The organism is Streptomyces sporangiiformans (assembly GCF_005768555.2).
GTDB lineage: Bacteria > Actinomycetota > Actinomycetes > Streptomycetales > Streptomycetaceae > Streptomyces > Streptomyces sporangiiformans.
In genome coordinates this window covers 15,415-42,408 of the sequence record NZ_VCHX02000107.1, presented here as the reverse complement: position 1 = coordinate 42,408, position 26,994 = coordinate 15,415, and the positions used below count along the sequence as shown (strand labels likewise).

22 protein-coding genes and 3 pseudogenes are annotated in these 26,994 nt (G+C 70.2%); 15 read left to right on the top strand and 10 right to left on the bottom strand.

All coding sequences use genetic code 11. The features are described from left to right. The 3 genes and pseudogenes from FGD71_RS12775 to FGD71_RS12765 form a co-directional block, all read left to right on the top strand. Positions 1-321: pseudogene (locus FGD71_RS12775) on the top strand (ABC transporter ATP-binding protein); the annotation flags it as partial. Beyond that, positions 318-1,184: an ABC transporter permease gene (locus FGD71_RS12770; protein WP_119100534.1), complete on the top strand. Its 867-nt coding sequence runs from the start codon at positions 318-320 to the stop codon at positions 1,182-1,184. The pseudogene FGD71_RS12775 and the gene FGD71_RS12770, both read left to right, overlap by 4 nt. 200 nt (positions 1,185-1,384) lie before the next feature. Beyond that, positions 1,385-3,115, top strand: a complete 1,731-nt coding sequence (locus tag FGD71_RS12765) for a vWA domain-containing protein (protein WP_119100533.1) — start codon at positions 1,385-1,387, stop codon at positions 3,113-3,115. Between the two features lie 43 nt (positions 3,116-3,158). Here the strand turns inward: FGD71_RS12765 and FGD71_RS12760 are convergent, their stop codons facing one another. After that, positions 3,159-4,880: an arabinofuranosyltransferase AftB family protein gene (locus FGD71_RS12760; RefSeq protein ID WP_162931110.1), complete on the bottom strand. Its 1,722-nt coding sequence runs from the start codon at positions 4,878-4,880 to the stop codon at positions 3,159-3,161. 305 nt (positions 4,881-5,185) lie between these two features. Between FGD71_RS12760 and FGD71_RS12755 the strand changes: the two genes are divergently transcribed. The 3 genes from FGD71_RS12755 to FGD71_RS12745 all read left to right on the top strand — a co-directional run bounded on the left by FGD71_RS12755 (position 5,186) and on the right by FGD71_RS12745 (position 8,105). Further along, the gene (locus tag FGD71_RS12755) at positions 5,186-7,105 is read left to right on the top strand and encodes an AMP-dependent synthetase/ligase (RefSeq protein WP_119100531.1); all 1,920 of its coding nucleotides are present in this window, start codon (positions 5,186-5,188) and stop codon (positions 7,103-7,105) included. A 309-nt stretch (positions 7,106-7,414) separates the two neighbouring features. Continuing rightward, positions 7,415-7,672 carry a chaplin gene (locus tag FGD71_RS12750; RefSeq protein WP_119100530.1) on the top strand — a complete coding sequence of 86 codons (258 nt, stop codon included), beginning with the start codon at positions 7,415-7,417 and terminating at the stop codon, positions 7,670-7,672. 193 nt (positions 7,673-7,865) lie between these two features. Beyond that, positions 7,866-8,105: a chaplin gene (locus FGD71_RS12745; protein WP_119100529.1), complete on the top strand. Its 240-nt coding sequence runs from the start codon at positions 7,866-7,868 to the stop codon at positions 8,103-8,105. Between the two features lie 134 nt (positions 8,106-8,239). Here the strand turns inward: FGD71_RS12745 and FGD71_RS12740 are convergent, their stop codons facing one another. From FGD71_RS12740 to FGD71_RS12725, 5 genes and pseudogenes are all read right to left on the bottom strand, one after another. Next, on the bottom strand, positions 8,240-10,345 hold the full coding sequence (locus tag FGD71_RS12740) for an MMPL family transporter (protein WP_119100528.1): 2,106 nt from the start codon (positions 10,343-10,345) through the stop codon (positions 8,240-8,242). A 197-nt stretch (positions 10,346-10,542) separates the two neighbouring features. Beyond that, the gene (locus FGD71_RS12735) at positions 10,543-10,857 is read right to left on the bottom strand and encodes a hypothetical protein (protein ID WP_162931109.1); all 315 of its coding nucleotides are present in this window, start codon (positions 10,855-10,857) and stop codon (positions 10,543-10,545) included. Further along, positions 10,854-11,252, bottom strand: coding sequence for an ArsR/SmtB family transcription factor (locus FGD71_RS12730; protein ID WP_119100527.1), 399 nt, complete (start codon positions 11,250-11,252; stop codon positions 10,854-10,856). Before FGD71_RS12730 ends, FGD71_RS12735 begins: the two co-directional genes overlap by 4 nt. A gap of 182 nt (positions 11,253-11,434) precedes the next feature. Continuing rightward, positions 11,435-11,774, bottom strand: a pseudogene (locus FGD71_RS48765) (serine/threonine protein kinase); the annotation flags it as partial. 1 nt (position 11,775) lies between these two features. Then, a pseudogene (locus tag FGD71_RS12725) lies at positions 11,776-13,046 on the bottom strand (serine/threonine-protein kinase); the annotation flags it as partial. Positions 13,047-13,124: 78 nt separating this feature from the next. On the opposite strand from FGD71_RS12725, the gene FGD71_RS12720 reads away from it, so the two are divergent. The 4 genes from FGD71_RS12720 to FGD71_RS12705 all read left to right on the top strand — a co-directional run bounded on the left by FGD71_RS12720 (position 13,125) and on the right by FGD71_RS12705 (position 17,085). Beyond that, positions 13,125-13,628, top strand: a complete 504-nt coding sequence (locus tag FGD71_RS12720) for a MarR family winged helix-turn-helix transcriptional regulator (RefSeq protein WP_119100525.1) — start codon at positions 13,125-13,127, stop codon at positions 13,626-13,628. Between the two features lie 86 nt (positions 13,629-13,714). Then, positions 13,715-14,494, top strand: coding sequence for a response regulator transcription factor (locus tag FGD71_RS12715; RefSeq protein ID WP_119100524.1), 780 nt, complete (start codon positions 13,715-13,717; stop codon positions 14,492-14,494). Positions 14,495-14,722: 228 nt separating this feature from the next. After that, entirely contained in the window at positions 14,723-16,066 is a 1,344-nt protein-coding gene (locus tag FGD71_RS12710; protein WP_119100523.1) for a hemolysin family protein, read from the top strand. Then, on the top strand, positions 16,063-17,085 hold the full coding sequence (locus FGD71_RS12705; RefSeq protein ID WP_119100522.1) for a hemolysin family protein: 1,023 nt from the start codon (positions 16,063-16,065) through the stop codon (positions 17,083-17,085). The genes FGD71_RS12710 and FGD71_RS12705 overlap by 4 nt, the downstream gene beginning before the upstream one ends. A 255-nt stretch (positions 17,086-17,340) precedes the next feature. Here the strand turns inward: FGD71_RS12705 and FGD71_RS12700 are convergent, their stop codons facing one another. Then, entirely contained in the window at positions 17,341-17,637 is a 297-nt protein-coding gene (locus tag FGD71_RS12700; RefSeq protein ID WP_119100521.1) for a heavy-metal-associated domain-containing protein, read from the bottom strand. A 178-nt stretch (positions 17,638-17,815) separates the two neighbouring features. Between FGD71_RS12700 and FGD71_RS12695 the strand changes: the two genes are divergently transcribed. The 5 genes from FGD71_RS12695 (at position 17,816) to FGD71_RS12675 (ending at position 22,328) form a co-directional block, all read left to right on the top strand. Then, the gene (locus FGD71_RS12695) at positions 17,816-18,409 is read left to right on the top strand and encodes a DinB family protein (protein ID WP_119100520.1); all 594 of its coding nucleotides are present in this window, start codon (positions 17,816-17,818) and stop codon (positions 18,407-18,409) included. A gap of 235 nt (positions 18,410-18,644) precedes the next feature. Continuing rightward, positions 18,645-19,022, top strand: coding sequence for a hypothetical protein (locus FGD71_RS12690; protein ID WP_119100519.1), 378 nt, complete (start codon positions 18,645-18,647; stop codon positions 19,020-19,022). A 237-nt stretch (positions 19,023-19,259) separates the two neighbouring features. Beyond that, positions 19,260-19,754, top strand: coding sequence for a hypothetical protein (locus FGD71_RS12685; protein ID WP_240436552.1), 495 nt, complete (start codon positions 19,260-19,262; stop codon positions 19,752-19,754). A 145-nt stretch (positions 19,755-19,899) separates the two neighbouring features. Further along, a complete protein-coding gene (locus FGD71_RS12680) occupies positions 19,900-21,033 on the top strand; it encodes a PLP-dependent cysteine synthase family protein (RefSeq protein ID WP_240436551.1) in 1,134 nt (377 codons plus the stop codon). Continuing rightward, complete coding sequence (locus FGD71_RS12675) at positions 21,030-22,328, top strand: MFS transporter (RefSeq protein ID WP_119100517.1); 1,299 nt, start codon at positions 21,030-21,032, stop codon at positions 22,326-22,328. The genes FGD71_RS12680 and FGD71_RS12675 overlap by 4 nt, the downstream gene beginning before the upstream one ends. A 90-nt stretch (positions 22,329-22,418) precedes the next feature. On the opposite strand, the gene FGD71_RS12670 is transcribed toward FGD71_RS12675, so the two are convergent. The 3 genes from FGD71_RS12670 to FGD71_RS12660 are packed head-to-tail and all read right to left on the bottom strand — an operon-like array spanning position 22,419 to position 26,921. After that, positions 22,419-22,925, bottom strand: a complete 507-nt coding sequence (locus FGD71_RS12670; RefSeq protein WP_119100516.1) for a hypothetical protein — start codon at positions 22,923-22,925, stop codon at positions 22,419-22,421. A gap of 25 nt (positions 22,926-22,950) precedes the next feature. Further along, positions 22,951-23,475, bottom strand: coding sequence for a RipA family octameric membrane protein (locus tag FGD71_RS12665; protein WP_119100515.1), 525 nt, complete (start codon positions 23,473-23,475; stop codon positions 22,951-22,953). Then, positions 23,472-26,921, bottom strand: a complete 3,450-nt coding sequence (locus tag FGD71_RS12660) for an ABC transporter substrate-binding protein (RefSeq protein WP_140935875.1) — start codon at positions 26,919-26,921, stop codon at positions 23,472-23,474. Before FGD71_RS12660 ends, FGD71_RS12665 begins: the two co-directional genes overlap by 4 nt. Positions 26,922-26,994 lie beyond the last annotated feature (73 nt).

Sequence of the window (26,994 nt, the reverse complement as noted above, 5' to 3'; positions counted from 1 at the left end):
GGCACGCCCGTCGGCGTGGGCGCCGCGGGCGACGGCCGGCGCGAGCGCCGCGGCTCCGGCCGTGAAGCGGCCGCGGACGCGCTGGGGACGCCGGACGGTGCCGCCGGGGCGGTGAGCGTGGAGATCGACGAGATCGACGAGGCCGAGACCACGGCCAACGGCAGCTCCACCAACGGCAGCTCTGCCCACGGCACCAACGGGTCCGCCACAGCCGCCCAACTCCTCGTCGAGCTGGTCCGGCTCGAAGTGCCGGTCGCCTCGCTCGGCCCGCACCGCCGTCTAGAGGACGCGTTCCTCACCCTGATCGGAGGCTCCGAATGAGCACCCTTGTCGAGAAGGCAGAGGTGGCGGAGGGCTACCGGGCGGGACGGACACTGCCGCTGCGGGTCGAGCTCGTACGGCAGTTGAAGCGGCGGCGGACGCTGGTCATGGGGGCGGTCCTCGCGGTACTGCCCTTCGTGCTGGTCGTCGCCTTCGCCATCGGCGGGGAACCGGGCGACGACCCTGGCGGCCGGCTGACGCTGATGGACACGGCCACCGCGTCGGGCGCGAACTTCGCCGCGGTGAACCTGTTCGTGTCCGCCGGGTTCCTGCTCGTCATCCCGGTCGCGCTGTTCTTCGGAGACACCATCGCCTCGGAGGCGAGCTGGTCCTCGCTGCGGTATCTGCTGGCGGCCCCCGTGCCGCGAGCACGCCTGCTGTGGTCCAAGCTCACCGTCGCGCTCGGCCTCAGCCTCGCCGCCATGGTGCTGCTGCCCGTCGTCGCGCTGGCGGTGGGCACGGTGGCCTACGGATGGGGCCCGCTGCAGATCCCCACCGGCGGCGCCCTCTCCTCGGGCACGGCGGCTCAGCGCCTGCTGATCGTGATCGCGTACATCTTCGTGTCCCAACTGGTCACCGCGGGCCTGGCGTTCTGGCTGTCGACGAAGACCGACGCCCCGCTCGGCGCGGTCGGCGGCGCGGTGGGCCTGACGATCGTCGGGAACGTGCTGGACGCGGTCACCGCCCTCGGCGACTGGCGCCACTTCCTGCCCGCGCACTGGCAGTTCGCCTGGGCGGACGCCGTGCAGCCCCGCCCGGAATGGGGCGGCATGATCCAGGGCACAGCCGTCTCCGTCACGTACGCGCTCGTGCTGTTCGCGCTGGCCTTCCGCGGGTTCGCCCGTAAGGACATCGTGTCGTAAGGGATATCGCGATCGTGTCGTAGGGATCCTCCGGACACCCGCAGGTCTCCGGAGGATCACCCCCCGGTCTCAACTGCCGCCCACCGTGGCCGCATCGAGACTCATCCGCAACGCCTCGGACCGCTCCTTCCGGTCGCCTCCGACGTCACAGTCACAAGGGCCGACTGGACGGCTCACCCAGGTCAACCGAGGGGGCACATATGTGGCGCGACGGATGGCACGACGGATGGCACGACGGACGGCACGACCGGAACGACCGGCTCCACCGAATACGGGCCCGGCGGGGCAGCCGCACCCGCCGCACCCGCCGTGCCCTGCCGGCCGGCCTCCTGGCCGGCACGCTGGCCGCCGCCCTGCTGCTCACCGCATGCAGCGGCGGGGGTGACGGCGACTCGTCTTACGGCGGCGACAAGTCCCGCGACAGCGACGCCTTCCCGGCCCCCGCCCCCGCCCAGCCGACGGGCCCCGCGGGCCCCGAGAGCGGCACCGCCCCGAGCGACCAGAAGGGCGAGATCCGCGAGACCACCCCGCCCCCCGCCGACTACCTCTCCACCTTCGCCCTGGACGTCGACACCGCCTCGTACGGCTACGCGCGCCGCACCCTCGCCGACGGCGGGCGGCCCGACCCGTCGACCGTCCGCCCGGAAGAGTTCATCAACAGCTTCCGCCAGGACTACGAACGCCCTGACGGCAACGGCTTCACGGTCACCGTGGACGGCGCCCGCACGGACGCCCGTACGGACCCGGGCCCGGACTCAGGAACGGAAGACGGAACCGGAGGTCGAACGGACGGCGGGAACTGGCGGCTCGTGCGGGTCGGCCTCGCCACCCGGGCAGCCGCCCCGTCCGAGGAGGACGAGCGCCCACCGGCCGCTCTCACCTTCGTCATCGACGTCTCGGGCTCCATGGCCGAGCCCGGCCGCCTCGACCTGGTCAAGGACTCCCTCGGCGTGATGACGGACAAGCTGCGCGACGACGACTCCGTCGCGATCGTCACCTTCAGCGACGAGGCGGAGACCGTTCTTCCGATGACCCGCCTCGGCGACCACCGCGGCCGCGTCCACGAGGCCATCGACACCCTGGAGCCCACCCTGTCGACCAACCTCGGCGCGGGCGTCGAGACCGGCTACGGCACCGCGGTCGAGGGCCTGCGCGAAGGCGCCACCAACCGTGTCGTCCTCCTGTCCGACGCTCTCGCCAACACCGGCGAGACCGACGCCGACACCATCCTGGACCGCATCGCCGACGCCCGCCGCGAGCACGGCATCACCCTCTTCGGCGTCGGCGTCGGCAGCGACTACGGCGACGCCCTGATGGAACGCCTCGCGGACAAGGGCGACGGCCACACCACCTACGTGTCGAACACCGAGGACGCCCGCACGGTCTTCGTCGGGCAGCTGCCCCGCAACATCGACCTCACGGCCCGCGACGCCAAGGCACAGGTCGCCTTCGACCCGCAGACCGTCGACCAGTTCCGGCTCATCGGCTACGACAACCGCCAGGTCGCCGACGAGGACTTCCGCGACGACCGAGTCGACGGCGGCGAGATCGGCCCCGGCCACACCGTCACGGCCCTCTACGCGGTCCGCACCAAGCCCGGCGCCTTCGGCCACCTCGCCACGGCGACCGTCCGCTGGCTCGACCCCAAGACCCGCGCCCCGCACGAGGAGTCGGGCCGACTGTACGCCGAGTCTCTGGACCGGCCCCTGTGGAACGACGAAAACGCCGACAGCGGACTCCAGGTCACGGCCATAGCCGCCTACTTCGCCGACGCGCTCCGCTCGGGCGACACCCGCTTCAGCCGCCTGCCCGCCGCTCCCTCCCTGACCGAACTGGCCGACCGCGCCGACGCTCTGGCGAGCACCACCGAGGACAAGGACGTGCGCGAACTCGCCGAAGCGATCGAACAGGCAGGCCGGTACACGGAGTAGCCGGTACACGCAGTAGCCGGTGCGCCCATCAGGCGCACGGGCCTCAGTCACCGCACAACTCCCTTTCGGCCCGCACAGGATCACTGGGAAAACGGAACGAGGTGCGCTCCCAGGCTCCGGCGGCGTTTCGCAGAAAACGCCCCGGAGTCAGCGGAGCCCGCGTCGCGTCCCGCAGTTCGGCGAGCGCTCCGCAGCGCAGGGCGCGCCGCGCCGCGTCGACCTGGGCCGCGTCGATCCATGGCGGCAGATCGGCCGGATCGCCGCGGTCGGCGGCCAGCCACGCCGGCGGCAGACGCTTGTCGTGTCCTACGCGTCCACCCCCGATCCGTTCGGAGTGGGCGGCCAGCGGATAGGAGAGCCCGACCGGATCGAGCGCTACTCCGTCCAGGGGAACGGCGGATCCGTTGAGCCCGAGCACCACATAACTGGCCGTCACGGAGGGCGAGTGCGGGGGCGAGTGCGAGGACGAGGACGAGGACGAACCGGCGGGTGTAGTGGCGGTGGCGGCGGCGGTGCGCGCGGCCCTGCCGAACAGCAGCTCCGGCGCCCCGGAGCGCGCGGCCGCCCGCACCGTGCGTGCGTAGTCCCGGTGATGCGCCGCCCCGACGAAGGTGTGGTGCACCGGATGCGGATCCGCGTTGTGCCGGACGTACACCCCGCGCTCGTCGGCGATCCCGCCCGGACCGATGTGTCCGACGTACGGGGTCCGCAGCCAACCGGCGCACACCACCGCCCACGCCCCGACGCCGACCGCCGCGAGCAGGCCCACCCGCGACACCGGCACCACGAACACGGGCAGCAGCACCAGCAGCAGGCCCGGCAGCAGCATCCGCCCATGCATGAAGTCGCCGCCGACCTTGACGACGTACACCCAGCACAACAGCCCGGCGACGACGGGCGTGAGCATCGCGACGAGCCGTGCGGTCGCCCACGCGTCACGTTCGCCGTGTTCGCCGTACACGCAGCCTCCGCCGCGCGAGGCCCAGACCGCGGCGAGAACGAACAGCGCGGGCACCCACAGCAGATAGGGATGCGCGAAGTCCCCGAGATACCCGAAGCCCCGTCCCCACAGGCTCTCCGCCGCCTCCTTCGTCACGGCGGGGAGCGGCACCAGATGCCCGTAGTAGCCCGCCCGGAAGATCTCGTACGCGCCCGGCAGCGCGCCCGCCGCCACGGCACCCGCGAGCACGCCCCGCCGCGAGGGGCGCGCGAGCAGCCACTGCGCCCCCAGTAAGACCGCGGAGACCAGCCCCAGATCGGGTCGTACGAGCGGGCCGAGACCGAGGAGTACCGAGGTCGCGAGCGACGCGGGCCGGGTGCTCAGCGCCATCCACGCGCCGGCGATCCAGCAGGTGGCGAGCCCCGTCTCCAGCCCCGAGGTGGCGAAGTCCCACACGGGAGGCAGCCCGAGCAGCACGAGCGAACCCAACGGCACGGCGGCCCGATCGCCGTACAGCCGCAGTGCCCCGAGCCCCGCGAGCGCGAACCCGACACCTGTCAGCACCAGCCCCCCGTACACCGCGGCCGTCGCCGGATCCGCCCCCGCAGCCCCGGCCGCCACCAGCAGCCACTGCCACAGCGTGCCGGTCGACGACTCGACCCGCTCACCCGCGTTGAAGACGGGCCCGTTCCCGGCCAGTACCTGCCGCACGGTCCGTACGTAGATGAACGCGTCGTCGGACATCCACCGCCGTTGGAATCCCGCGTACGTCACGACGACCGCGGGCAGCAACCACACCGCGAGCCGCATCCGCGCCGCACGCACGGCAGCCGGCCGGGACGCCCGGGGGAGGGGGGAGGAGGACGAGGGCGGAGGGGAGAGAGGGGGCTTCCGGTGCTCGGGCGGATACGTCGACGTCACACGTTCATCGCACCACGTCAGCCGGGCCTTGACGCCGCCGGTGGGCCGAACGGGGGACGGTGACACTCCATCAGGCAGCCATTCGCGTAGTCACTGTCCGACAGTCACCCGTTCGAACATTCGCGCACAATCGATTGAACTTCCGCTACGCCTGAGTAATTTGACCCACCAGTAAGAACGCAGGGTGAGCCGCGATCGGGAGTGCTGTCATGGGCGTACGCAAGGACTTGAAACGGGCAAAACAGCGCACCGACCTGGCGTCCCGCAGCAAGGTCGAGCTGATCAGGGACGAGACCGGCACGGTGCGCGAGGCCCGCACGCCCCGCCTCGCGCCGGACGCCACCACGGGCAGCACCGCCGACCTCCCCTTCACCAACGCGGCCGAGGCGCCCGACGCCGTGGTCCTGCGCCGCAGGGACCACAGCGGCTGGCTTCCGGTGACCGCGGCCGGCTTCGCCGGCGAAGTCACCGCCGTCGCCAAGGGGTTGATCGCGGCGGGGCTCGAACCGGGCGGGCGCGTCGCGGTGATGTCCCGTACCCGCTACGAGTGGACGGTCCTCGACTTCGCGATCTGGGCGGCGGGCGGTCAGAGCGTCCCCGTCTACGCCACCTCCTCTGCCGAGCAGATCGAGTGGATCGTCCGCGACTCGGGCGCCCGCTTCGTCATCGCCGAGACCCCCGAGAACGAGGAGGCGGTCCTCACCGGCACGGCCGGCCACCCGGCCCCGCCGCGCGTTTGGCAACTCGATGACGGCGCGATCCCCGAACTCACCGCCCAGGGCCGGGACATCCCCGACGACGAGGTCACCAAGCGCCGTACGTCCCTGACCCCCGACACGGTGGCGACGATCTGCTACACGTCCGGCACCACCGGTCAACCCAAGGGCTGCCTCCTCACGCACGCCAATCTGCACGCCGAGGCCGCCAACACGGTCGAGCTCCTGCACCCCATCTTCAAGGAGGTCTCGGGCCAGATCGCCTCGACACTCCTCTTCCTCCCGCTCGCCCACATCCTGGGCCGCAGCATCCAGATCGCCTGCCTGATGGCCCGTATCGAGCTGGGCCACTGCCCGAGTCTCAAGCCGGACGAACTCCGGCCCGCCCTAAGGGAGTTCCGCCCCACCTTCCTGGTCGGCGTCCCGTATCTCTTCGAGAAGATCCACGCCACGGGCCGCGCGACCGCGGAGAGGATCGGCCGCGCCGCCTCTTTCGACCGCGCGGACCGCCTCGGCGTCCGCTTCGGCGAGGCGCACCTCGACAGGTTCCTTGACCGGGGCAAGGGCCCGAGCCTTGGCCTGTACGCCGCCTGGGCCCTGTACGACCTGCTGGTCTACCGCCGTATCCGCCGGGAACTGGGCGGCCGTATGCGTTACGCCATCAGCGGCGGCTCCCCCCTCGACCGCAACCTCAACCTCTTCTTCTACGCCGCCGGAATCATCGTCTACGAGGGCTACGGCCTGACGGAGACCACGGCCGCAGCCACGATCGTCCCGCCCCTCAAACCCCGCCCCGGCACGGTCGGCCTCCCGGTCCCCGGCACGGCGATCCGTATCGCCGACGACGGCGAGGTCCTCATCAAGGGCGGTGTCGTCTTCGGCTCGTACTGGAACAACCCGGCCGCCACCGACGCCGTCCTGACCGACGACTGGTTCGCGACGGGTGACCTCGGCTCCCTCGACGAGGACGGCTACCTCACCATCACCGGCCGCAAGAAGGACATCCTCATCACCTCCGGCGGCAAGAACGTCTCACCGGCCGTCCTGGAGGACCGCCTCCGCAGCCGCCCCCCGGTGGGCCAGTGCGTCGTCGTCGGCGACAAACGTCCCTACGTCGCCGCTCTGATCACCCTGGACCGCGAGGACATCGACCACTGGCTCCATGTCCGCGCGATGCCCGCGGACACCCCGATGTCGGAGCTCGTACGCGACCCCGGCATGCGCGCCGACGTCCAGAAGGCCGTGGACTACGCGAACCAGGCGGTCTCCCGGGCCGAGTCGATCCGTGAATTCGTCCTGGTGGAGGGCGAGTTCACAGAGGAGAACGGCCTGCTCACCCCGTCCCTGAAGACCAAGCGGCACGCCGTCACTGCGGCGTACGCGGACGAGATCGAGGCGCTCTACCGCGACTGAGCGGAGAGGGTACGGAACGGTACAGGCGCAGGAGAGCGGGCCGCCGCGGGCCGCCTCTTTTCTCGGCGACCTCGTATTCCCGGTGCTCCCGCCTTATCGGTGCTCGTGCCTTATCGGCGCTTGCGCTTCATCGGCGATCCCGCATTTCTCCTGCCCGCGCGCCCGGCGTTCGGGCGCAGGGCGATTCGAGTGAATTCCCGCGAGGCCGACGTTCCTCGGTTTCTTCGTCCGCGTGTCTCTCGTTCACCACCCGTAGGTCATGGCGCGAGCCATTCCAGCTGCTCGCTCGGTCTCGGCCGACACAGGGGCATGACCGCAGAGAAGGGAAAGCACGTGAAGCACAAGAAGAGCGCTGCTGTCGTCGCCGGTGTGATCATGGCCATGGGTATGGCCGCGCCGGCCGTCGCCGACTCCGGTGCCGAGGCGGCCGCCGACAACTCCCCGGGTGTCGCTTCCGGCAACGTCGTCCAGGTCCCCATCAACGTTCCGATCGAGGCGTGCGGCAACACCATCTCCATCACCGGGCTGCTGAACCCGGCGCTCAACAACACCTGCCTCAACGGCTGACGCAACACACCAGCCGCTCGCCACGTCGCGGCCGGCCTTGGAGGTCCCTTCAGGCTCCAAGGCCGGCTTTCCCCTGTCCGGTTCATGCCAGGAGTTCACTCCATTGGAGGCAGAACCCCGGTCGCCCCAGCGCGTTGATTCAGCGTCGGGCGTTCCGCCCGGTGCTTGTGTCAACCCCAAGGAGCACTTCCCCATGTCGCGTATCGCCAAGGGCCTGGCCCTGACCTCCGTTGCCGCCGCCGCCATGGCGGGCGGCGCCGGCGTCGCCGCCGCCGACAGCGGAGCGAGCGCCGCCGCCACCCAGTCGCCGGGCGTCGTGTCGGGCAACCTCGTGCAGACCCCGGTTTCGGGGGCGGTGGGGGTCTGCGGGAACACGGTGACCGCCGGCGGGCTGCTGAACCCGGTTTCCGGCAGCACCTGCACCAACGGCTGACGTCCCGCGTCGTCGCTGAGGACCCTTCCGGGCCGGCTGCCCTCCCTTCGGGAAGGCAGCCGGCCCGTGTCACTTCCGTTCCATCATCGGGCTGCGCGTTCCGTCGACGGGCGCACAGGAGGATGAGCGCCCTGTCACGCGGGCTCGTGGGCCCGGGACGTCGCACGCGAGGTGTCGTCGGCCGTGTCCCGGTGGGCCGGTTCGTGGAAGAGGCGGCCCGGCCACCAGAACCAGCGGCCCAGGTCGAGGGCGAGCGCCGGCACCAGGACTGTACGGACGAGGAAGGTGTCCAGGAGGACGCCGATGCCGACGATCACGCCCATCTGGGCCAGGGTCACCAGCGGCAGCCCGGCGAACACCGCGAACGTGGCGGCCAGGACGATGCCCGCCGATGTGATGACGCCGCCCGTGCTGGTCAGGCCCTCCAGTACGCCGCGCGCGTGCCCCAGGCGGCCGGCCTCCTCCTTCACGCGGTGCATGAGGAAGATGTTGTAGTCGATGCCGAGGGCGACCAGGAAGACGAAGCCCATCAGCGGCATCGACCAGTCGACGCCCGCGTAGTCCAGGACGTTCTCGAAGAGCAGGTTCGAGGCGCCGAGGGCGGCGCAGTACGACAGCACCACGGTGGCCAGCAGCAGGAGCGGGGCGACCAGGGCACGCAGCAGCCAGATCAGTACGCCGAGGACGACCAGCAGCACGATCGGGATGACCGTCGTGAGGTCGCGGTCGGCCGCGCGCTGGGTGTCCAGGGTCTGCGCGGTGGTGCCGCCGACCAGGGCGTCCGCGCCGTCCACCTGGTGCACGGCGTCGCGGAGGTCGTCGACGGTGTCCTTGGCGGCTCCGCTGTCCGGGGCGTCCCGCAACACTACTTCCAGCGTGGTCAGTTGACCGTTCGGCGTGCGGTCGCCGTCCTCGACGCGGGCGACGCCGCCGACGGCGGCCGCGGCGGCCCGGACCTCGGCGACCTTGTCGCTCACTGTGATGATCTTGGCGGGGTCCGAGGCGCCCGACGGGTAGTGGGCCGAGATCCTCTCCTGCGCGATGACCGACTCGGGCTTGTCCTGGAACATCTCGGCCTGCGTCAGGCCCATGTTGATGCCGATCGCACTGAGGGCGAGCAGGCCGGTGACGGCGACGGACATCATCCACGACCAGCGGGGGCGCCTGGCCACCGCGTCGCCGATACGGGACCAGACGGTGCGGGGTTTGCGGGCCGGGGTGCCGGAGTGCGGTACGAACGGCCAGAAGACCCAGCGGCCCGTGATCACCAACAGCGCCGGCAGCACCGTGACCATCGCGAGGAAGGCGCAGATCACGCCGACCGCGCCGACAAGTCCCAGCGAGCGCGAGGAGTTGATGTCGGCGAAGGCCAGGCAGGCGAGGCCCACGGCGATCGTGCCGGCCGAGGCGAGGACCGCCGGGCCCGAGCGGCGCAGCGCGGTCCGCATCGCCTCGTGCCGGTCCTCGACGCGGTGCAACTCCTCGCGGTAGCGGGCGATCAGCAGCAGCGCGTAGTCCGTGCCGACGCCGAAGACGAGCACCATGAGGACGCCCGCGCTCTGCGGATCGACGGGCAGGCCGGCGTACTTGGCCAGGAGATAGGTGCAGGCCTGGGTGAGGACGGCGGCGAAGCCGACCGAGAGCAGCGGGAGCAGCCACAGGACGGGGCTGCGGTAGGTGATGAGCAGGAGAACCGCCACCACCAGGACGGTGGCGATCATCAGGGTCGCGTCCAGGCTGCCGAACACGGCGACCGAGTCGGCGAGGGAGCCGGCCGGGCCGCCCACCTCGACGTCGACCCCGGGAGGGGCGTTGGCACCGGCGATCTCACGCAACTCGTCGATCTTGTCGGTGACTCCGTCCTCGCGGTCGAGGGGCACGACGGTCATCAGCGCTTTGCCGTCCTCGGAGGGGACGGGCCGCGAGACCTGCTCGCCCCGCGCGGCGAACGGTGCGAAGGCTTTCCGGTCGGCGGCCGCCTTCGCGTCCGCGCCGTCGCCGGTGTAGACGACGACGGCCGGCATCACCGTGTCCGTACGGAACTTCTCGAGTTCCGTGTTGACCTGCGCGGACTCGGCGCCGCGCGGCAGGAAGGCATTGGCGCTCGAGTCCTCGACGTCGCCGAGCTTTCCGGCCAGCGGGCCGAGCGCGACGGCCAGGATCAGCCAGGCCGCCAGGACGAGCCATTTGCCGCGCCGCCCACCGGGCGCGCCCGCGACGTGCTGGAGCAGCCATCGCATGAGTAGTCTCCTTCGTGTGGAGGGCCCCGCCGGTCGCTGAAGCTGACCGGCTCAGGGCGCACGGGACCCGCGCCACGGCGCAGCAGGTGTCACGACCTGCCGTGGCGTTCGGGATGTGTGTCAGGGATGTATGTCCGGGGTGTGTTCTCCATGGGTACGGCCGGGAGTTGCCGCTCCCGGCCGTACGCTCCGGCCCTCTATTCGATCTCGCGCATCATCTTCTCCATCGAGCCGACCGCGAGCCGGGTCTGGGTCAGTTCGTCCAGGGTCTGCCGCTGTTCCTCCGCCGTGCGGCGCTGCAACTCGACGGTGTCCTCCAGGAGTTGTGCGTACCTCGCCGCCAGGTCCTTGTACTGCTGCTCGCGTGCGGCCAGCATCCGGGCCCGCCAGGTGGCGGCGACCTGCCAGACGATCACGATCAGCAGGGAGAAGAACCCGGCCGCGGCGACGGCTCCGACCAGCACGCCCAGCGCTTCGTCCGCCGAAGCGGACGTCACCAGTTGCTCCTTCACTTCGCTTCCTCTTTCGCGGTCTGATCCGTCGTGGTCCGATCTGTCGCGGTCTGATCTGTCGCGGTCCGATCCGTTTTCTCGGTGATCGACGTGGCCGCGCTCGCGATGACGTGCGGCGTCAGTTCGTACCAGAACGGAGCGACCTCGAAGTACTTCATCGTCTTGCCGTCCTCCGAGAGTTCGAGCGTGCCGACGACCAGTCCGGCTGCCTCCAGCCGCTGTAGGTGCATGTGCAGCAGCGGACGGCCCATACCGATCTCGCGAGCCAGCGCGCTGACGTAGTTACGGCTCCTCATGAGCGCCGCGACGATCCGCAGGCGATGCGGATTGCCGAGCGCGGAGAGCACTTTCAGCAGCTCGTCGCCGGTCGGTGCCGGAGGCGGAACCTCAGGCATCCCGGCCCCTTTCCTTCGTACCTGTCAGAAAATGCTGACAGCGCCTCAGGAACCTGTCAAAGAGTTCTGACACATCTCGGGGTGAGACCCGGGGGGATCTCAGGGTGAGATGGGGGACGTCTCAGGGTCGGGTCGGGGATGCGTACGCCGGCGCTGTTCGACCGCCTTGGCTCCGGGGGCGGTTACGGGCGCGTGCAGCGGCCGGTCGGGCTGGCGGCCGGGGGGCGGCACTGCAGGCCGAAGTCGGCCGGGTCCTTGCTCAGGTAGCGGCCGATGCAGACGTTCGCGGAGGTCCGGCCGCGGTCTCGGCAGAAGTTCAGCGCGGCACGCCCGTTGGGGAACGGGCCGGGGGCGTAGAAGACCCAGAAGCCCGGGCGCAGGGACGCGAAGTCGTCGCTGCGGAGGAAGCGGGCCTCGGGCACGGACTGCCGGACCTTGGCGAGCCGTTGGTCTCTCGCGGCGGTGCCGGCGCCGACGGGCTCGGAGAAGAGCTGGGCGATCCAACGGCCTTGTGGGGTGGGANGCGAGCCGTTGGTCTCTCGCGGCGGTGCCGGCGCCGACGGGCTCGGAGAAGAGCTGGGCGATCCAACGGCCTTGTGGGGTGGGAGCGGGGGCAGGGGGCGAGGTGGGTGGCCGGGTGGTCGTTTTCGTGGGGGAGGGGGTCGGTGTGGGCGTGGGGCGCGTCGGTGATGCGGCCGGCGCGGATGACGTACCGGCCACCGGGCGGCCGGCCTTGCTGTCGGCCTTGTCGCCGAGAGTGAGGATCAAGGTGGTCGCGGCGGTGACCACGAGGGCGACCGCGACGACGGCGACGACGATCGGCGTACGGCGGCGCGGCCGGGCACCCGGCGGGTGCGGCGCCGGCCGGGGGGTGTCCAGCTGGGTGGGGGCGTGCGGCGGTGCGGGTTCGGCAGGTGTGGGGTGGATGGCCGGTGTGGGGTGGACGGGTGGCACCGGCGTGATCAGTGTCGGCTGTGTCCAGTGCGGTGTCGTGCCCGCCTCCGCCTGCGCCAGCATCGCGTCCAGCCGTGCCGCGTCGGGGCGGGCGGCCGGGTCCCGTACCAGCAACGCCTGGAGTACGGGCGCGAGCGGGCCGGAGCGCACCGGCGGCGGAACCGGATCGTCGAGGACGGCGGCCAGGGTGGCGAGCGTGGTCCCGCGGCGCAGCGGGCTGACGCCCTCGACGCAGACGTACAGCACGAGCCCCAGGGACCAGAGGTCGGACGCGGGATCGTCGTCGGTGCCGCGGATCCGCTCCGGGGCGATGTACTCGGGCGAGCCGACGAGTTCGCCGGTGGCCGTCAGCGAGGTCGAGCCCTGAAGGGCCGCGATGCCGAAATCGGTGAGTACGGCCGTGCCGTCGGCGCGCAGGAGGATGTTGGCGGGTTTGACGTCCCGGTGCTGGATGCCCGCCGCGTCCGCGGCCCGCAGGGCGGCGAGCACCTGACGGCCGATGTGCGCCGCCTCCGCGGGGCTGAGCGGGCCGGTGCCCAGCCTGTCCTGGAGCGAGGTGCCGGGCACCAGCTCCATCACGAGCCACGGGTGCGGGTCCTCGTCCACGATGTGATGGATGGTCACCACGTGCGGATCGCTGAGCCGGGCGAGCGCCCGCGCCTCCCGCAGGACCCGCTCCCGCACGGCGTCCGACGCCGCCGCCTCCGCCCGTACGGCCTTGAGGGCGACCTCTCGGTGCAACACGGTGTCGCGCGCCCGCCACACCGTCCCCATGCCTCCGCTGCCGAGCGGCTCGACCAATTCGAACCGGCCGTCGATCAGGTCCCCCGGTGTGTTCATGAGCGACAGGTTAGGGGAAGCGATCCACTTTTCGCTTAACCTTGCTTGACTTACGCAAGTAGCTGTTAGAGTGACTTCATGCCCACACCGCAACCCGCTGCCGCCTCCGTCTCGACGCACGTGATCGAGATCGAGCGGGCCCTCGCCCGCATCACGTATCTCATCAGCCGGGCCAGGCAGCACGAGCGCCTCATGGCCGTCGCCGGACTGCCGCTGGACCGTGCCGCCGTGGCGCTCCTGCGCCGGCTCGCCGAGGCCGAGCCGCTGCGTACGGGGGAGCTGGCGGCCCTGCTGTCGGTGGAGGCGTCCCACGTCAGCCGGCAGGTGCAGCGGCTGGACAAGGACGGCTACGTCACCCGGGTCCCCGACCCCGACGACCGCCGGGCCCAGCGCATCCGGCTCACGGACGCCGGCCGGACCGCGGTCGACCGGATGCGGGAGGTGAGCCGGTCGGGCATGCAGATGGCCCTGGCGGACTGGTCTCCCGAGGAGCTGCGGCAGCTCGCCACCTTGTTCCACCGGATGGTCGACGACTTCGTCGCCCGTGCCGAGGCGGAGATCGACGCCCGGCCGTCTGCCTGATCGCGCGGCGGACGCCCCGGGCCGCCGGGGTCCCGCCCGCGCCGCCGTTCGGACATGCAGTGTGAGCCCTACACGAATGGTCTGCCATGTACGGGAGCATCGTCAGCGAGAAACCGTCGCCGCTTCGCGGCGACAGGCAGCACGTCCTGGTCGTCGTCGACGATCCCGATATTGCCGAACTCCTCACGACCACTTTGGAGTTGGCGGGCTATGAGGTCGGCGCGGCGGGCTCCGGCGCCGAGGGGATGGCGCGGGTCGCGCGACACCGGTTCGACCTGGTGGTCCTCGATGCCACGCTGTCGGACCTGGCCGACTTCGGGCGGGGCCGCCGGCTCGCCCCCGTGGATCGTCCTCCGGTGCTCTTCCTGACCGCGTGCGATTCCCTCCACGCACTGGTCCCCGAACTCGGCCTGGGGGCGGAGGACTACGTCACCAAGCCCTTTCGGATCGCCGAGTTCCTGGCCAGGGCACAGGTGTTACTCCGAGGCCGTGGCGCCGGCCGAGACCCAGCCGGGAACTCCGGCCGGCACGCCGGCCGGATCCCGGGCCGGAATCCCGGCCGTCGGGACGGCATGCCGGGATACGGCGACCTGGTCCTGGACGACGCCGCCTGTCAGGCGCGGCGCGGGCGGAGAGCCATCGATCTCACCCCCGCCGAATACCGGCTCCTGCGCCACTTGCTGGCCAACGCGGATCGCGTGCTGTCGAAGGAACAGATCAGCCGGCACGTCTGGGGCGAGTTCCGTGCCGACAATGCGATCGAGAAACTCGTCTCCCGCCTCAGGCGCAAGGTGGACCGGGAAGAACCCGCACTGATCCACACCCGCCGGGGCTTCGGATACTGGCTCGGCCTGCCAGGCTCCTGAGCCGTTCTGGTTTTCCACAGCACGAGGACAGCGCCGGGTGGGCAGTTTGCCTTTCCTTTACAGTAGGGCGGAGAAGAAAGACTGCTTTCCTCCGCCACTATCTCCGTACGAGCAAGTCGTACCAGTTTCCAGAAGGAGCGACGGTCCCGCGATGGGTGAGCCTCCCAGTCCCAGCCGTGCCATCCCCCGACCTCGATGTCTGACTGATGAGGGAGCGGGGGTGGCACGGTGACCGAAGTTCTGCTGCTCCTGGTCGCTGTCCTCCTCATCCTTGCCTGCGCGCTGTTCGTGGCGGCCGAGTTCTCGCTGACCACCGTCGAGCGCGGTGAGCTGGAACGGGCCGCCGAGGCGGGCGAGCGCGGCGCGGACGGCGCGCTCAAGGCTGTGCGCCGGCTCACCTTCCAGCTGTCCGGGGCCCAGCTCGGTATCACCGTCACCTCACTGGTGATCGGCATGCTCGCCGAGCCGTCGCTGGCCTCGCTGCTGCGCGGCCCCCTTCGGGCGGCCGGCCTCGGGGGCGCCGCGTCGTCCGTCGCCACGGTGCTGGGCGTGGTCGTCTCCACCGTGGTGCTGATGGTGGTCGGCGAGCTGGTGCCCAAGAACTGGGCGATATCCCGGCCGCTGGCGGTCGCGAAGGTGGTCGCGGGCCCGCAGCGCGGCTTCACGGCCGCGTTCGCGCCGTTCATCCGGCACCTGAACAACACCGCGAACCATTTCGTGCGCCGGTTCGGCCTGGAACCAGCCGAGGAGCTGGCCTCCGCCCGCAGCCCCGAGGAACTGGTCGCGCTCGCCCAGCACTCGGCCGCCCACGGCGCCCTGGAGGCGGACTCCGCCGAACTGTTCGTACGGACGCTGCACCTGAGCGAGCTGACCGCGGAGAACGTGATGACCCCGCGCGTCGACGTCAAGGCCCTGGAGGCGCGCGCGACAGCCACCGACGCGGCGAACCTGACGCACGCGACCGGTCTCTCCCGCTTCCCCGTCTACCGCGACAGCCTCGACGAGGTGGTCGGTACCGTCCACATCCGCGACATACTCGCCCTGCCGCCCGAGAAGCGGCGGCTCACCCCGGTCACCGAGCTGGCCACCGCGCCCCTGCTGGTGCCCGACAGCCTGCCCGCCGACCGGCTGCTGGAGCGGATGCGGGAGAGCCGCACCATGGCCGTGATCATCGACGAGTACGGCGGCACGGCGGGTCTGGCGACGGTGGAGGACATCGTCGAGGAGGTCGTCGGCGAGGTCCGCGACGAGCACGACCCCGTCGAGGTCCCCGACCTGCTGCCCGCCCCGGTCACCCAGGACGGCCGCGCGGTGTGGGAGGCGGACGGCGGGGTGCGCATCGACCAGCTCGCCCAGATAGGACTGGCCGCGCCCGAGGGCCCGTACGAGACCGTGGCCGGGCTCATCGCCACCCGGCTGGCCCGCATTCCCGCCAAGGGCGACACCGTCGACCTGGACGGCTGGCATCTGGCCGTCCTCGACGTCGAGCACCACCATGCCGACCGGATCCGCATCACCGAACCGGAGCCGGCCGCCCCGCCGGCCCACCAGGTCGCGGAGGAAGCCCGATGACCGCCCTGCAGCTCGCCATCGGCGCCCTGACCCTGCTGACCAACGCGTTCTTCGTCGGCGCCGAGTTCGCCCTGATCTCGGTGCGCCGCAGCCAGATCGAACCCCGTGCGCAGGAGGGCCACAAGCGGGCCCGGATGACCCTGTGGGGACTGCGTCACATCTCCGCGATGATGGCCACCGCCCAGCTCGGCATCACCGTCTCCTCGCTGGTGCTCGGCGCGGTCGCCGAGCCCGCCATCGCGCACCTGCTGGAACCGGTCTTCGACGCGGTGCACATCCCGCATGCGCTGGTGCACCCGATCGCGTTCGTGATCGCGCTGTCCCTGGCGACGTATCTGCACATGCTGATCGGCGAGATGGTGCCCAAGAACATCGCACTCGCCGCTCCCGTCCCCACCGCACTGCTGCTGGGCCCGCCCCTGGTCGCGCTCACCCGCGCGCTCAAGCCGGTCGTCTTCGGCATCAACGCCTTCGCCAACACCCTGCTGAAGCTGCTGCGGGTGGAACCGAAGAACGAGGTGGAATCCGTCTTCACCGACGACCAGCTGGCCCGCATGGTGGTCGACTCCAGCGAGGCCGGGCTGCTCGCCCCCACGGACAGCGCGCGGCTGCGCGACGCGCTGGAGCTGGGCACCCGCCCGGTCGGCGAGATCTTCGTACCGGCCCGGAAGATGCGTACGGTCGACCACACGATCACCCCGGCGCGGCTGGAGCGGGTGGCCGCCGAGGCGGGCTTCTCCCGTTTTCCGGTGACCGGCCCAGAGGGGACCCTGCTCGGCTACCTGCACATCAAGGACACCCTCGGCGTCACCGACCGCGACCGGCCCTTCCCGCGAACCGCCCTGCACCCCGTCCCCCGGGTCCGTATCGACACCCCGCTGGACGACACCCTCACCGCCCTGCGCGCCGGAGGCAGCCATCTGGCCGCCGTCACCGGTGAGAGGGGCGCCGTGCTCGGCTTCGTCACCATGGAGGACGTCCTGACGGAGCTCGTCGGCCCGACACCCGCCACCGCGTGACCGCCACCGGGTAGTCGCTCCCGCACCGCGGAGTGGGGAGCGACGGCAGATCCAGTCGGCCCGGGACTCGTTCGCCGGCCTCGATGAGGCGGACGTACACGGCCGCGAACCGGCCACGCACGTCGGCCTGCTGACGACGGACGCGACCGGACGTCTCGGCCATGACACGGGCGATGAGATGTCAGCGCTCGTCCGGCAGGCCGACTGAACGCCCGACGTGGCGTTTCGCACGCCGCGGCTGTCGGTCGTGGGCTCTCACACCGTGCCGACGAGCTCGTACCCCGCCTCGTCGACGGCGGCGCGGACGGCTTCCTCGTCGAGCGGGGCGGCGGAGGTGACGGTCACCTCACCGGTCCCGGCGACGGCCGTGACCGCGGTGACGCCGTCCAGTGCGGATATCTCCTGCGAGACCGCGCCCTCGCAGTGGCCGCAGGTCATGCCGGACACCTTGTAGACGGTGGTGACCCCGTCGGTCCGGGCGCCGGCCGCGGCGTCGGAGTGGCAGGAACCGTCGGTGGAGCAGCAGGAGCCGGAGTTCTTCTGGTCGGTCATGGCTTTTCATCCTCAGGTCTCGACGCATGGGTGTCCTGGAGGCCCGGCGTCAGGCCAGGCCCTCCCGGTGCGCCAAACTATATACCCCCTCGGGGTATGTGGGCCAGTGGGGGAGGGTGAACAAAGGGCGGTGGAAAAAGATCGCGTGGAAAGATCGCGTGACCGGCAGACTGGCCCCATGACCGCATCGGATCCCAAGGCTGATCTTCACTTCTACTTGCAGTCCGCCCGCGATGCCCTGTTGTGGAAGCTCGAAGGGCTCTCGGGGTACGACATCCGCCGCCCGCTGACGCCGACCGGCACCAACCTCCTGGGCCTGGTCAAACATGCGGCGAGCGTAGAGCTGGGCTACCTCGGCGAGACCTTCGGGCGTCCGTCCGGCGAGCCGCTTCCCTGGCTCGATGACGGCGCCGAGCTCAACGCGGACATGTGGGCCACCGCCGACGAGTCACGCGAGTACATCGTGGAGCTCTACCGCCGGGCGTGGGCACATTCGGACGCGACGATCGACGCGCTGGCGCTCGACGTGATCGGCAAGGTGCCGTGGTGGCCGCGCGACAGGAACGAGGTGACGCTGCTTCATGCCGTAGTGCGCGTGACCGCTGACGCGCATCGGCACGCCGGCCACGCCGACATCCTCCGCGAACTCATGGACGGTGCCGTGGGGATGAACGAAGGCAACGACAGCATGGCGTCGAAGGATCCGGCGTGGTGGGAGAGCTACCGCGGCCAACTGGAGCGTGTGGCAAGGCAGTCGGCTGATTCGGCGTAGGCCGAGGGCCGCTCCGCGCGGCTGCTGGATGTTCTCCTGTTCGGGAGGCGGCCCGGGACGGAGGGGATCGCCGAAGCAAACCGGTCATGTGTTTGGCTCGTTAACGCGCTGTTGCGCGGGAGTTGGTGGATCAAGGTCCAGGAGCCGTTAGGATCACGGCATGGTTACGGCTTGGTCACCCCCGCGCATAGTGCGGGCCCGTGCTTGCGCGGGTCCGTTGCTGCGTGTGCTGGCCATGGCCGTGCTGCTGTTCGGCGTCGTGTTCACGCACGCGGTGAACGCCGAGAGCGTCCAAGGACACCTGGTGAGCAGCGCGGCAGTGCCCGCGACCGGGTTGCCCGCAGAGGCCCGCGACGCCACGGACGTGCACGCTCTGCCTCGGCCCGCCGCGATAGCCGAACCGCACGGGGATCACGGCTCTTCGCATCCGAGCGAGCACTGTGTATCCGGCCAGCCGCAGCAGGGCCCGGTACTGACGCCCCCGTGCTGTGCGGCGTCGGTCAGCGAATCGCCCGCCTCCGGGCGTGCCTCGGTCGGGCGGGGCCTCAACGAGCCGGCGCTGCTTGTCCGCTCGCCGGCGGCCCTGAGATTGTCCGTGGTTCAGCAGGTCTAGAAGGCGGAGTCGTCCCGCTTTTTCCGGCCGTTCCTGCCACGCCCTGCTCCGGCGGGCCAGTGAGAACGGTCCGACGACTCGCGCGCGACGAGCACCGGAACCCACACACGCACCTCAAACGCCACTGTGGACCCGGCTCTCATCGTTGACGCCGTCCCACCCCCCACTCATGCCTGCCGTTCCCGTCCGCCATGGCTGTCTTCGTGGCCGATGAGGCGGTGGGCGCACGGAGGACCTGTGACGACCCACTTCTCCACGCCCGCGCACGTCCGGCGGGCCTCGGCCGGCTCGCGGTGGCCGCGCCCGCTCGTCACCCTGTTACGTGCCGCCCTGCTGGCGGCGATCGCGCTGTGTGCCCTCATACACGGGCCGTCGGAAGAGGCGGAGCAGCAGCACCGGACACCTGCCCTCACCACGGCGTCTTCGCCGGCGTCGGTTTCGGCCTCGGTGTCCGCGTCGGCCCCGGCGTCGGCGCTGGTGGCGGTGCCGGGCGATGCGGTGCCGCACGGACCGCATCGGCACCACGGGGACGAGGAATGCGCACTGGACGAGGCCGTCCGTACGACGGTCCAGGCCGCGCACCAACCACCTGCTGAGGCGGAGGCGACGGCCTTCGCCGGCCTCTCCACGGCTCTGGTGCGGCGATCGGCCGCGAACCGCCGACCGTACCGGCTCCGCAGCAGACGTACGGGAAGGACCGCGCTCGTCCGCACCTCGCGGTGGCGCATCTAGACCTCTCGCCCGCAGCCGGCTCCGCACCGGCTGCCGCGCCACGGCTCACGCCCCCGGACGACTGACCGTCCGTCATAGGGCCGTGGCGCGAGATGAGCACGTAGCACGCATTCATCGAGCGAGAGCGAAAGAGATGCAGTCACTGATGAATATCCCCGTCACCCCCGACACCCCTGTCACACCCGACCGGTCCGCCCTGTCGGCGCTGGTGGGGAACACGCCGCTGCTGCGGGTGTCCGAGCCGCTGACTCCCGGGGACCGCGGCTTCTGGGCCAAGCTGGAGGGCTTCAACCCCGGCGGCATCAAGGACCGTCCGGGTCTGCACATGGTCGAGCGGGCCCGCGCCCGCGGCGACCTGAAACCCGGCGCCCGGATCATCGAGTCCACCAGCGGCACCCTCGGCCTGGGCCTCGCCCTCGCCGGGATGGTCTACGGCCACCCCGTCACCCTGGTCACCGATCCGGGACTGGAGATGTCCATGACCCGGCTGCTGACCGCCTACGGCGCCCAGGTCAACGTGGTCTCCGAGCCCCATCCCACCGGCGGCTGGCAGCAGGCCCGCCGCGAGCGGGTCAAGGAGTTGATGGCGCGTCACGCGGACTCATGGTGCCCGGACCAGTACAACAACCCGGACAACACCACCGCCTACACCCCGCTCGCGCTGGAATTGGCGACGGAGATGGGCCACATCGACGTCCTGGTGTGCAGCGTGGGCACCGGCGGGCACTCCGCCGGCGTCTCCCGCGTACTGAAGCAGTTGTACCCCGAGCTGAAGGTGGTCGGGGTCGACACCATCGGCTCCACGATCTTCGGACAGCCGGCCCGGCCGCGGCTGATGCGGGGCCTGGGGTCGAGCATCTACCCCCGCAACGTCGCCTACGACAACTTCTCCGAGGTCCACTGGGTCGCCCCGGCCGAGGCGGTGTGGACCTGCCGCCAACTGGGCACTTCGCACTACGCCACCGGAGGGTGGAGCGTAGGGGCGGCTGCCCTGGTCGCCGGCTGGCTTGCCCGCACCCTGCCCGCGGACACCCGGATCGCGGCGATCTTCCCCGACGGCCCGCAGCGCTACCTCGGCACGGTGTTCGACGACGACTACTGCGCCGCCCACGGCCTGCTGGACACTCCGCCCTCGCCCGAGCCGGAGGTGATCGGGCGGGCCGACGAGAAGGAGGTCACCCGCTGGACCCGGTGCCCCGCCGTGGTCGACCCACTCACGCTGACCGAGCCGTCGCAGGAGACCGACGTGCGGGCCGACGTCGTGGGGGAGGGCCGGTGAAGGGCACCCTCGCACAGGTACGCACGTACGAGCGCAGCGTCCAGCTGTTGATGGTCAATCAATTCACCATCAACCTCGGCTTCTACATGCTGATGCCGTACCTTGCCGCCCATCTGTCCGGCACCCTCGGACTGGCCGGATGGGTCGTCGGACTCATCCTCGGCGTACGGAACTTCAGCCAGCAGGGCATGTTCCTCGTCGGCGGGACGCTCGCCGACCGGTTCGGCTACAAGCCGATGATCGTGGCGGGATGCGTGCTGCGTACGGTCGGTTTCGCGACGCTCGGGCTGGTCGACTCGCTGGCCGCGCTGCTCGCCGCGTCGGCGGCGACCGGTCTCGCGGGAGCGCTGTTCAATCCGGCGGTACGGGCCTATCTCGCCGCGGACGCGGGGGAGCGCAGGGTCGAGGCGTTCGCGCTGTTCAACATCTTCTACCAGGCCGGGATCCTGCTGGGTCCGCTCGTGGGCATGCTGCTGACCGGGGTGGACTTCCGGATCACCTGCCTGGTGTCGGCCGGGATCTTCGCGCTGCTGTCCGTGGTGCAGATCCGCGCCCTGCCCGCCCGCAAGGGCGATGACCGCAAGGGCCGGGACGACGACGGCCAGGAGAGCGTGCTCGCCCAGTGGCGCGGCATCCTCGCCAACCGGCCGTTCCTGCTCTTCTCCGGCGCCATGATCGGCTCGTACGTACTGTCGTTCCAGGTCTATCTCGCGCTGCCGCTCGAGGTGCGCCGGCTCGGGGGCGAGGGCGAGTTCGGCACTGCGGCGGTGGCGCTGCTCTTCGCCGTCTCCGGCCTGAGCACGATCCTGGGGCAGACGAGGGTGACCGCCTGGTGCAAGGCCCGTTACGAACCCGGTCAGTCGCTGACCCTGGGACTGGCCGTCATGGGCGTCGCGTTCGTGCCGCTGCTGGCGGCCACGGCCGTGCCCGTACCCGAGTCCGGCGCCGGACGGTGGCTGCTGGCCGCGGTGCCGCCGACGCTCGCCGCCTTGTTGCTCGCGATCGGCACGATGATCGCCTACCCCTTCGAGATGGACACCATCGTCCGCCTCTCCGGTGACCGCCTCGTAGCCACGCACTACGGGCTCTACAACACCATCTGCGGGGTCGGCATCACCCTGGGGAACCTGCTCACCGGCGCCGCCCTGGACGCCGCCCGCGAGGCCGGTATGCCCGCGCTGCCGTGGATTTCCCTGCTGGCACTCGGTCTCGCCTGCGCGATGGCCCTGTACGGGCTGCACCGCACGGGCCGACTGGCGACCCCGGAGCCGCAGCCTCGCCCCGTCCCAGCCTGACCCACCATCACGGACCGGAGGGGGCGGGCGCCGTCCAGCGCCCGCCCCTTCCGGTTCCAGCGCCTCCTGGTCAGGAGCAACGCCGAGGGTTCAGGACACGGGCGCTGAGTTCGGTGGACGCACCGTACCCACGGGCCACACCCGGTTCACTGGGATTCCCCGCTTACTGGCCTCCGCGACGACATCGGCCGTGCCGCCGTACCCGTGGGCGGGCAGTCCGTCCCATACGGCGAGCAGGGCCTCGATGCTGTCGAGCATGAGCTCGCTGGCGGCCATGAACGCGTGCCCGTTGGACGTGGCCAGGCCTGTCCGACGCACGGTGGAGGCGTGGGAGAGGAGGTGGTCGAAGTCGGCGTGGTGACGTGGGGGAAGAACGGATCTGTAATCCTCGGCGGGAATCACCGCCTCGATGCTCCCCGCGTGCGCCAGGGCTTCGTACGCGCACCACGTGTCCGGGCCGTCGGCGAGACACGTGACCACCACCAGGTCGCCATGCGAGGCGACGGCGTATTCATCGATATGTCTGGCGAGTTGCTCGCGCACCGGCAGGGCGATCTCCTCGGGCAGCCCGCGGTGTCCGGTGATGCCGACCCTCATCAGTCCTCCTCGTCCTGCGGCGGACTCAGCGGACGGCGATCGCGATACCACCGCACAGGTAGGAGGCCGCGAAGATCCATGGCACCCACTGTTCGACCTGGCTGAGCTGCACATACTTGCGTCGGTCACTGCCTTTGCCGAGTATCTCCCATTCGCCGCGGGAGTAGGCGTAGAGGGGAAGCCGCTCTTCGATGGCGCCGATCACAGCCCACTTGGCCGTGTTCAGCTGACGGTAGGAGCGGATGAGCGTGAACCAAGCGGCACATTGTGTCAGCAGAATCACGAGCCCCGCGATCAGCAGCCACATGGGTGCCTTGTCCGCCCGGGCGCCGCCGGCGCTCACCACACCAGTGGCGACAAGGCTGTTGAGGGAGAGAAAGAACGTGTTGTTGAGGTTGCGGCGGGCGCTGACCCTGTCGGCCATCTCGACGCACAGCTTGTACTGCTCGAGCACGGCGGTCCCAAGGTGCTCCCTCGCTTCCGGTCCCTGCCAGTGCTCGGCCACGGAGCTGTTCCACACTCGCGCCGCGATGTCCTCCGGCTCGGTCATGACGTAACCCCCAGAGATGCGTAGTCGTAAAGCCCGTTGAAGGAGTCGGTGGTGTGGACGTTGGTGAGCCGGGGGTTGCGCCAGCGGACCACTTTCTCGAGAGTGACCGGCAGAAACACCGCGTGTTCGGAGATCATCTTGTTGATCGCCTCGTAGTCGGCGGCGGACTTGTGCGGATCGGCTTCCGCCGCCGCCGCGTCGAGCCTCTTGTCGAGGGCCGGATCTTTGAGCGTGGAGTAGTTGAAATTGCCGGTCGGCAGGATGTATTTCGAGTGCACCAACCGCGGCAGTACGCCTTGTGCCGACGGCAGGTCAGGGGCCCAGCCCGACACGATGATGCCGTAGTTCCGCTTCCGGACCACGCCAGGATCCCCGACGGTGGCGGCCCACGCGCCCTCATATGTGTCGATCTCGGCCCGGATGCCGATCTTCCCCAGCGAGGTCTGCAGCGATCGCGCGATGGCCGTTTCCTCGTCGTTCCCGGCGGCGGCCGCGATGGTGGTCTTGAAACCGTTCGGGTTGCCGCATTTCTCCAGTTCGGACCTGGCCTTGACGGTGTCCGGCTTTCCTCTGTTCCGTGCGATGCCGAACGGGTCGTAGGCGGGATCGCTGCCCGGCACCACGGTCGGCATCATGTGGGTGGCAATGTCCGCCACCAAGGAGGTGGCGCTCGCGTCTCGCGCCGCCACCAGGTCCGCGCCGTGGATCACGGCCCGGCGGCAGTGGATGTTCCCGAACGGTTTCACCGACCGCACCAGTGCCGCGAAGTTCAGGTAGCCGTTATAGGGGTTGTCGAAAGTGGCGCCTCGGTCCCGCCTGATGATCGCGTCGTAACCGTTCTGCCCCACGCCCCAGCCGACGACGTCGAGGTCGTACTTCCCGCTGAGGAGTTCCCTCTCCGCCTTGGCGGAGTCGGTGAACATCGTCAGCGTGATCTTGTCGGGAAGTGCCGTGCGTGCGCGGTCCGTTGATCGCTTCCACGCGTCATTGCGTATCAGGGTCAGCGACTTGCCCGGACGGTAGGAGCGCCACTTGTACGGCCCGGAGGAGAACGGCCGTCGTCCGTACGCTGCCTTGCTGTCCTTGTCCTTCCTTACCGGAGAGCCCGCGGGCATGGCCAGCATCTGCTCGAAGGCACCATTGGGCTGAGGCAGGCGAAAGACGATGGTGCGGTCGTCGGGCGTCTCGATGGACTTGAGTCCCTGCTTGCCGCTGTCCTCGTACGGGCCTTGGTACAGGTGGTTCGGGTCCAGAACCTCTTGGAGATATGTGGAACCGCCCGGTACGCCGTTCTTTCCCCAGATCCGCTCAATGCCGTACTTGATGTCCCGGGACGTGATGGGCTTGCCGTCCTCCCAGGCGATGCCGCTCTTGAGTCTGTAGGTGTATGTGCGGCCGCCGTTGGTGATCCTCGCCCTGGAGGTGGCGAGATCCGGAATCAGATCGTGCCCCTTCGCACCGGGCGCGGATCGGTACGTGACGAGTTGCCGTGTGTAGAAGCGCATGAAGTCCCGGACGAAGCTGTAGTCGGTGCGCTGCGGATCCCAGGAGTCGGCATCGCTTGTCCCGACGAACTTGAGGGTTCCGCCGCGGGCACTCGACTTGTTGACGACCTGGTGGGTGGCGTCGTTGAAGCCGGTGGTACGCGGAGACTTCGAGTCGTCTTCTCCGCTGCTCCGGCCGCCGCTTTCGGGCACATAGGCCAACGCGACGGCGAGGCACACGATGTTGAGCACAGCTGCCGCAGCGATCCCCGCCCGCTGATACCGCGCGTCGGCTACGAGGGCACGCTCACGGCTCGCTGGAGCGTCCGGGGCATCCGGGGCATCCGGGGTGTCCGGGGTATCCGGGTTGTCCGCGGGGCGATCAGGATCGAATTCATGAGCCGCCAACTGCTGTACGGCTGGGCGTAATCCTGCCTTGAGAGCCCTGGGGAGCCGGTCGAAGAAGGCCGAAGACACGAGAGCGAAGTCCTCGAGGTTGACATACTCAGCGGTCCACGTGGGCGAGAAGTAGATCGCCCCCTGAACGACTGACGGCATGCTTCCTCTGCTGGTGGACTCGGGGAGCACGGGCACATGCGTCGCGGCTCGACTCCTGGGACGTACCCGCACATCGTGTTCCTCGAGGTCGGCTTGTACGCGCAGCCGGAACTCCTCGTACTCGTCCCGGCCCATGGGAGCCAGCAGAACGAGGCGTTCGGGAGGCAGGGTGCGCAGCGCCTCGCGCAACTCCCACATGGTGCCTTCGCCCGGCCCCAGGGAGAGCACGACCATCCGTGCCTGTGCCATGAGTTTCCGGACCGGGTCCTGCCAGTCGTGCAGCGGCAGATACAAGCGGCTGGCGCCGACGTACGGCAGGGTCTCCCCGGGCTCACCGACCGCGACCAGGGGGCCCACCTGCTTCTTGAGAGCCGCGGCGACCCGTTCCTCCTCGCTCCGGCCGGTCACGAACAGTCCGGCGAGCGGCATCATGCCGCGCCACGGCATGCGCTGTGGCGACGCCTGCAGCGCATCGTTCGGGAACGGGCGCAGGTAGAGGACGAAGGACTCCCCGTCCAGGTCGTCCGGATCCCTGATGATCTTCGTCAGATGGCGGCGCGAGTATCGGAGCACATCCTGGCCGGCGTGGTACACGTGGCCCGCCAGCACCATTCCCACGGGGCCGTAGAAACCGTAGATCCACCAGTCGGGGGCGTGCTCCTTGAACAGGAAGAGCAGCAGGGAGGAGGTCCACAGGGACAGGCCCAGGACGCAGCCCGCCGTCCCGATGACACGCAGGCCGATCCCGACGAGCATCGAGGCCGGCGACGTGAGGCTGCGGCTCGTGCGCGCGTAGCCGCAGAGCCACAGCCCGAGGAGAGACGTGCTGAGGCAGTGCAGCAATACGTTGCTGCCCGCCGGTTCCGACAGCCGGTACACCGCGACCGTGCCGAGCCAGAGTGGGGCGGACATGAAGAGCGAGAAGACGAAGGCCAGGTACCTGCCGGACGGCGAGGACAGTTTCTCTGAAGTCCTCAGCTTGGAGAGCGGGTTGAGCACACGCAGCCTGTCCGCGCGTGCTGCTGCTCCGGCGGCGTACATCCGGCGGGCGTTCGAGAGTGTCTTCGTCGAGGCCAGGACCGCACCCACCAGGAAGATCAGGAGGACGATCGTCCCCGACTGGTCACCGGCGGGCTCCGGATTCCGGTAGGCGAGGAACAACTCCCTTGCCTTCAGCACCGTCGCGGTAGTGGTCGCCGTGAGACCCAGCAGCCCCAGTAAGCCCCAGAAGAAGGCCGGTACCTTCAGGTTGTTGCTCAGCCAGTTCAGGAACCAGCGGGCGCGCGCGTCGGAGACTCCCACGTAGAAGAGCACGACCGCACCGGCCAGCATCAGCAGGGTCATGGCGTTGGAGAAGGGCGTCGCCCAACTGTCCTCCGCGGCAAGGGCTGCGCCTGTGCGCATCTGTCCGTCCCCGTTCACAGCGTGCCACGAGTTTTGTGCTTCCCGTCACAACCTCAGTGTGCTGTACGGGCCG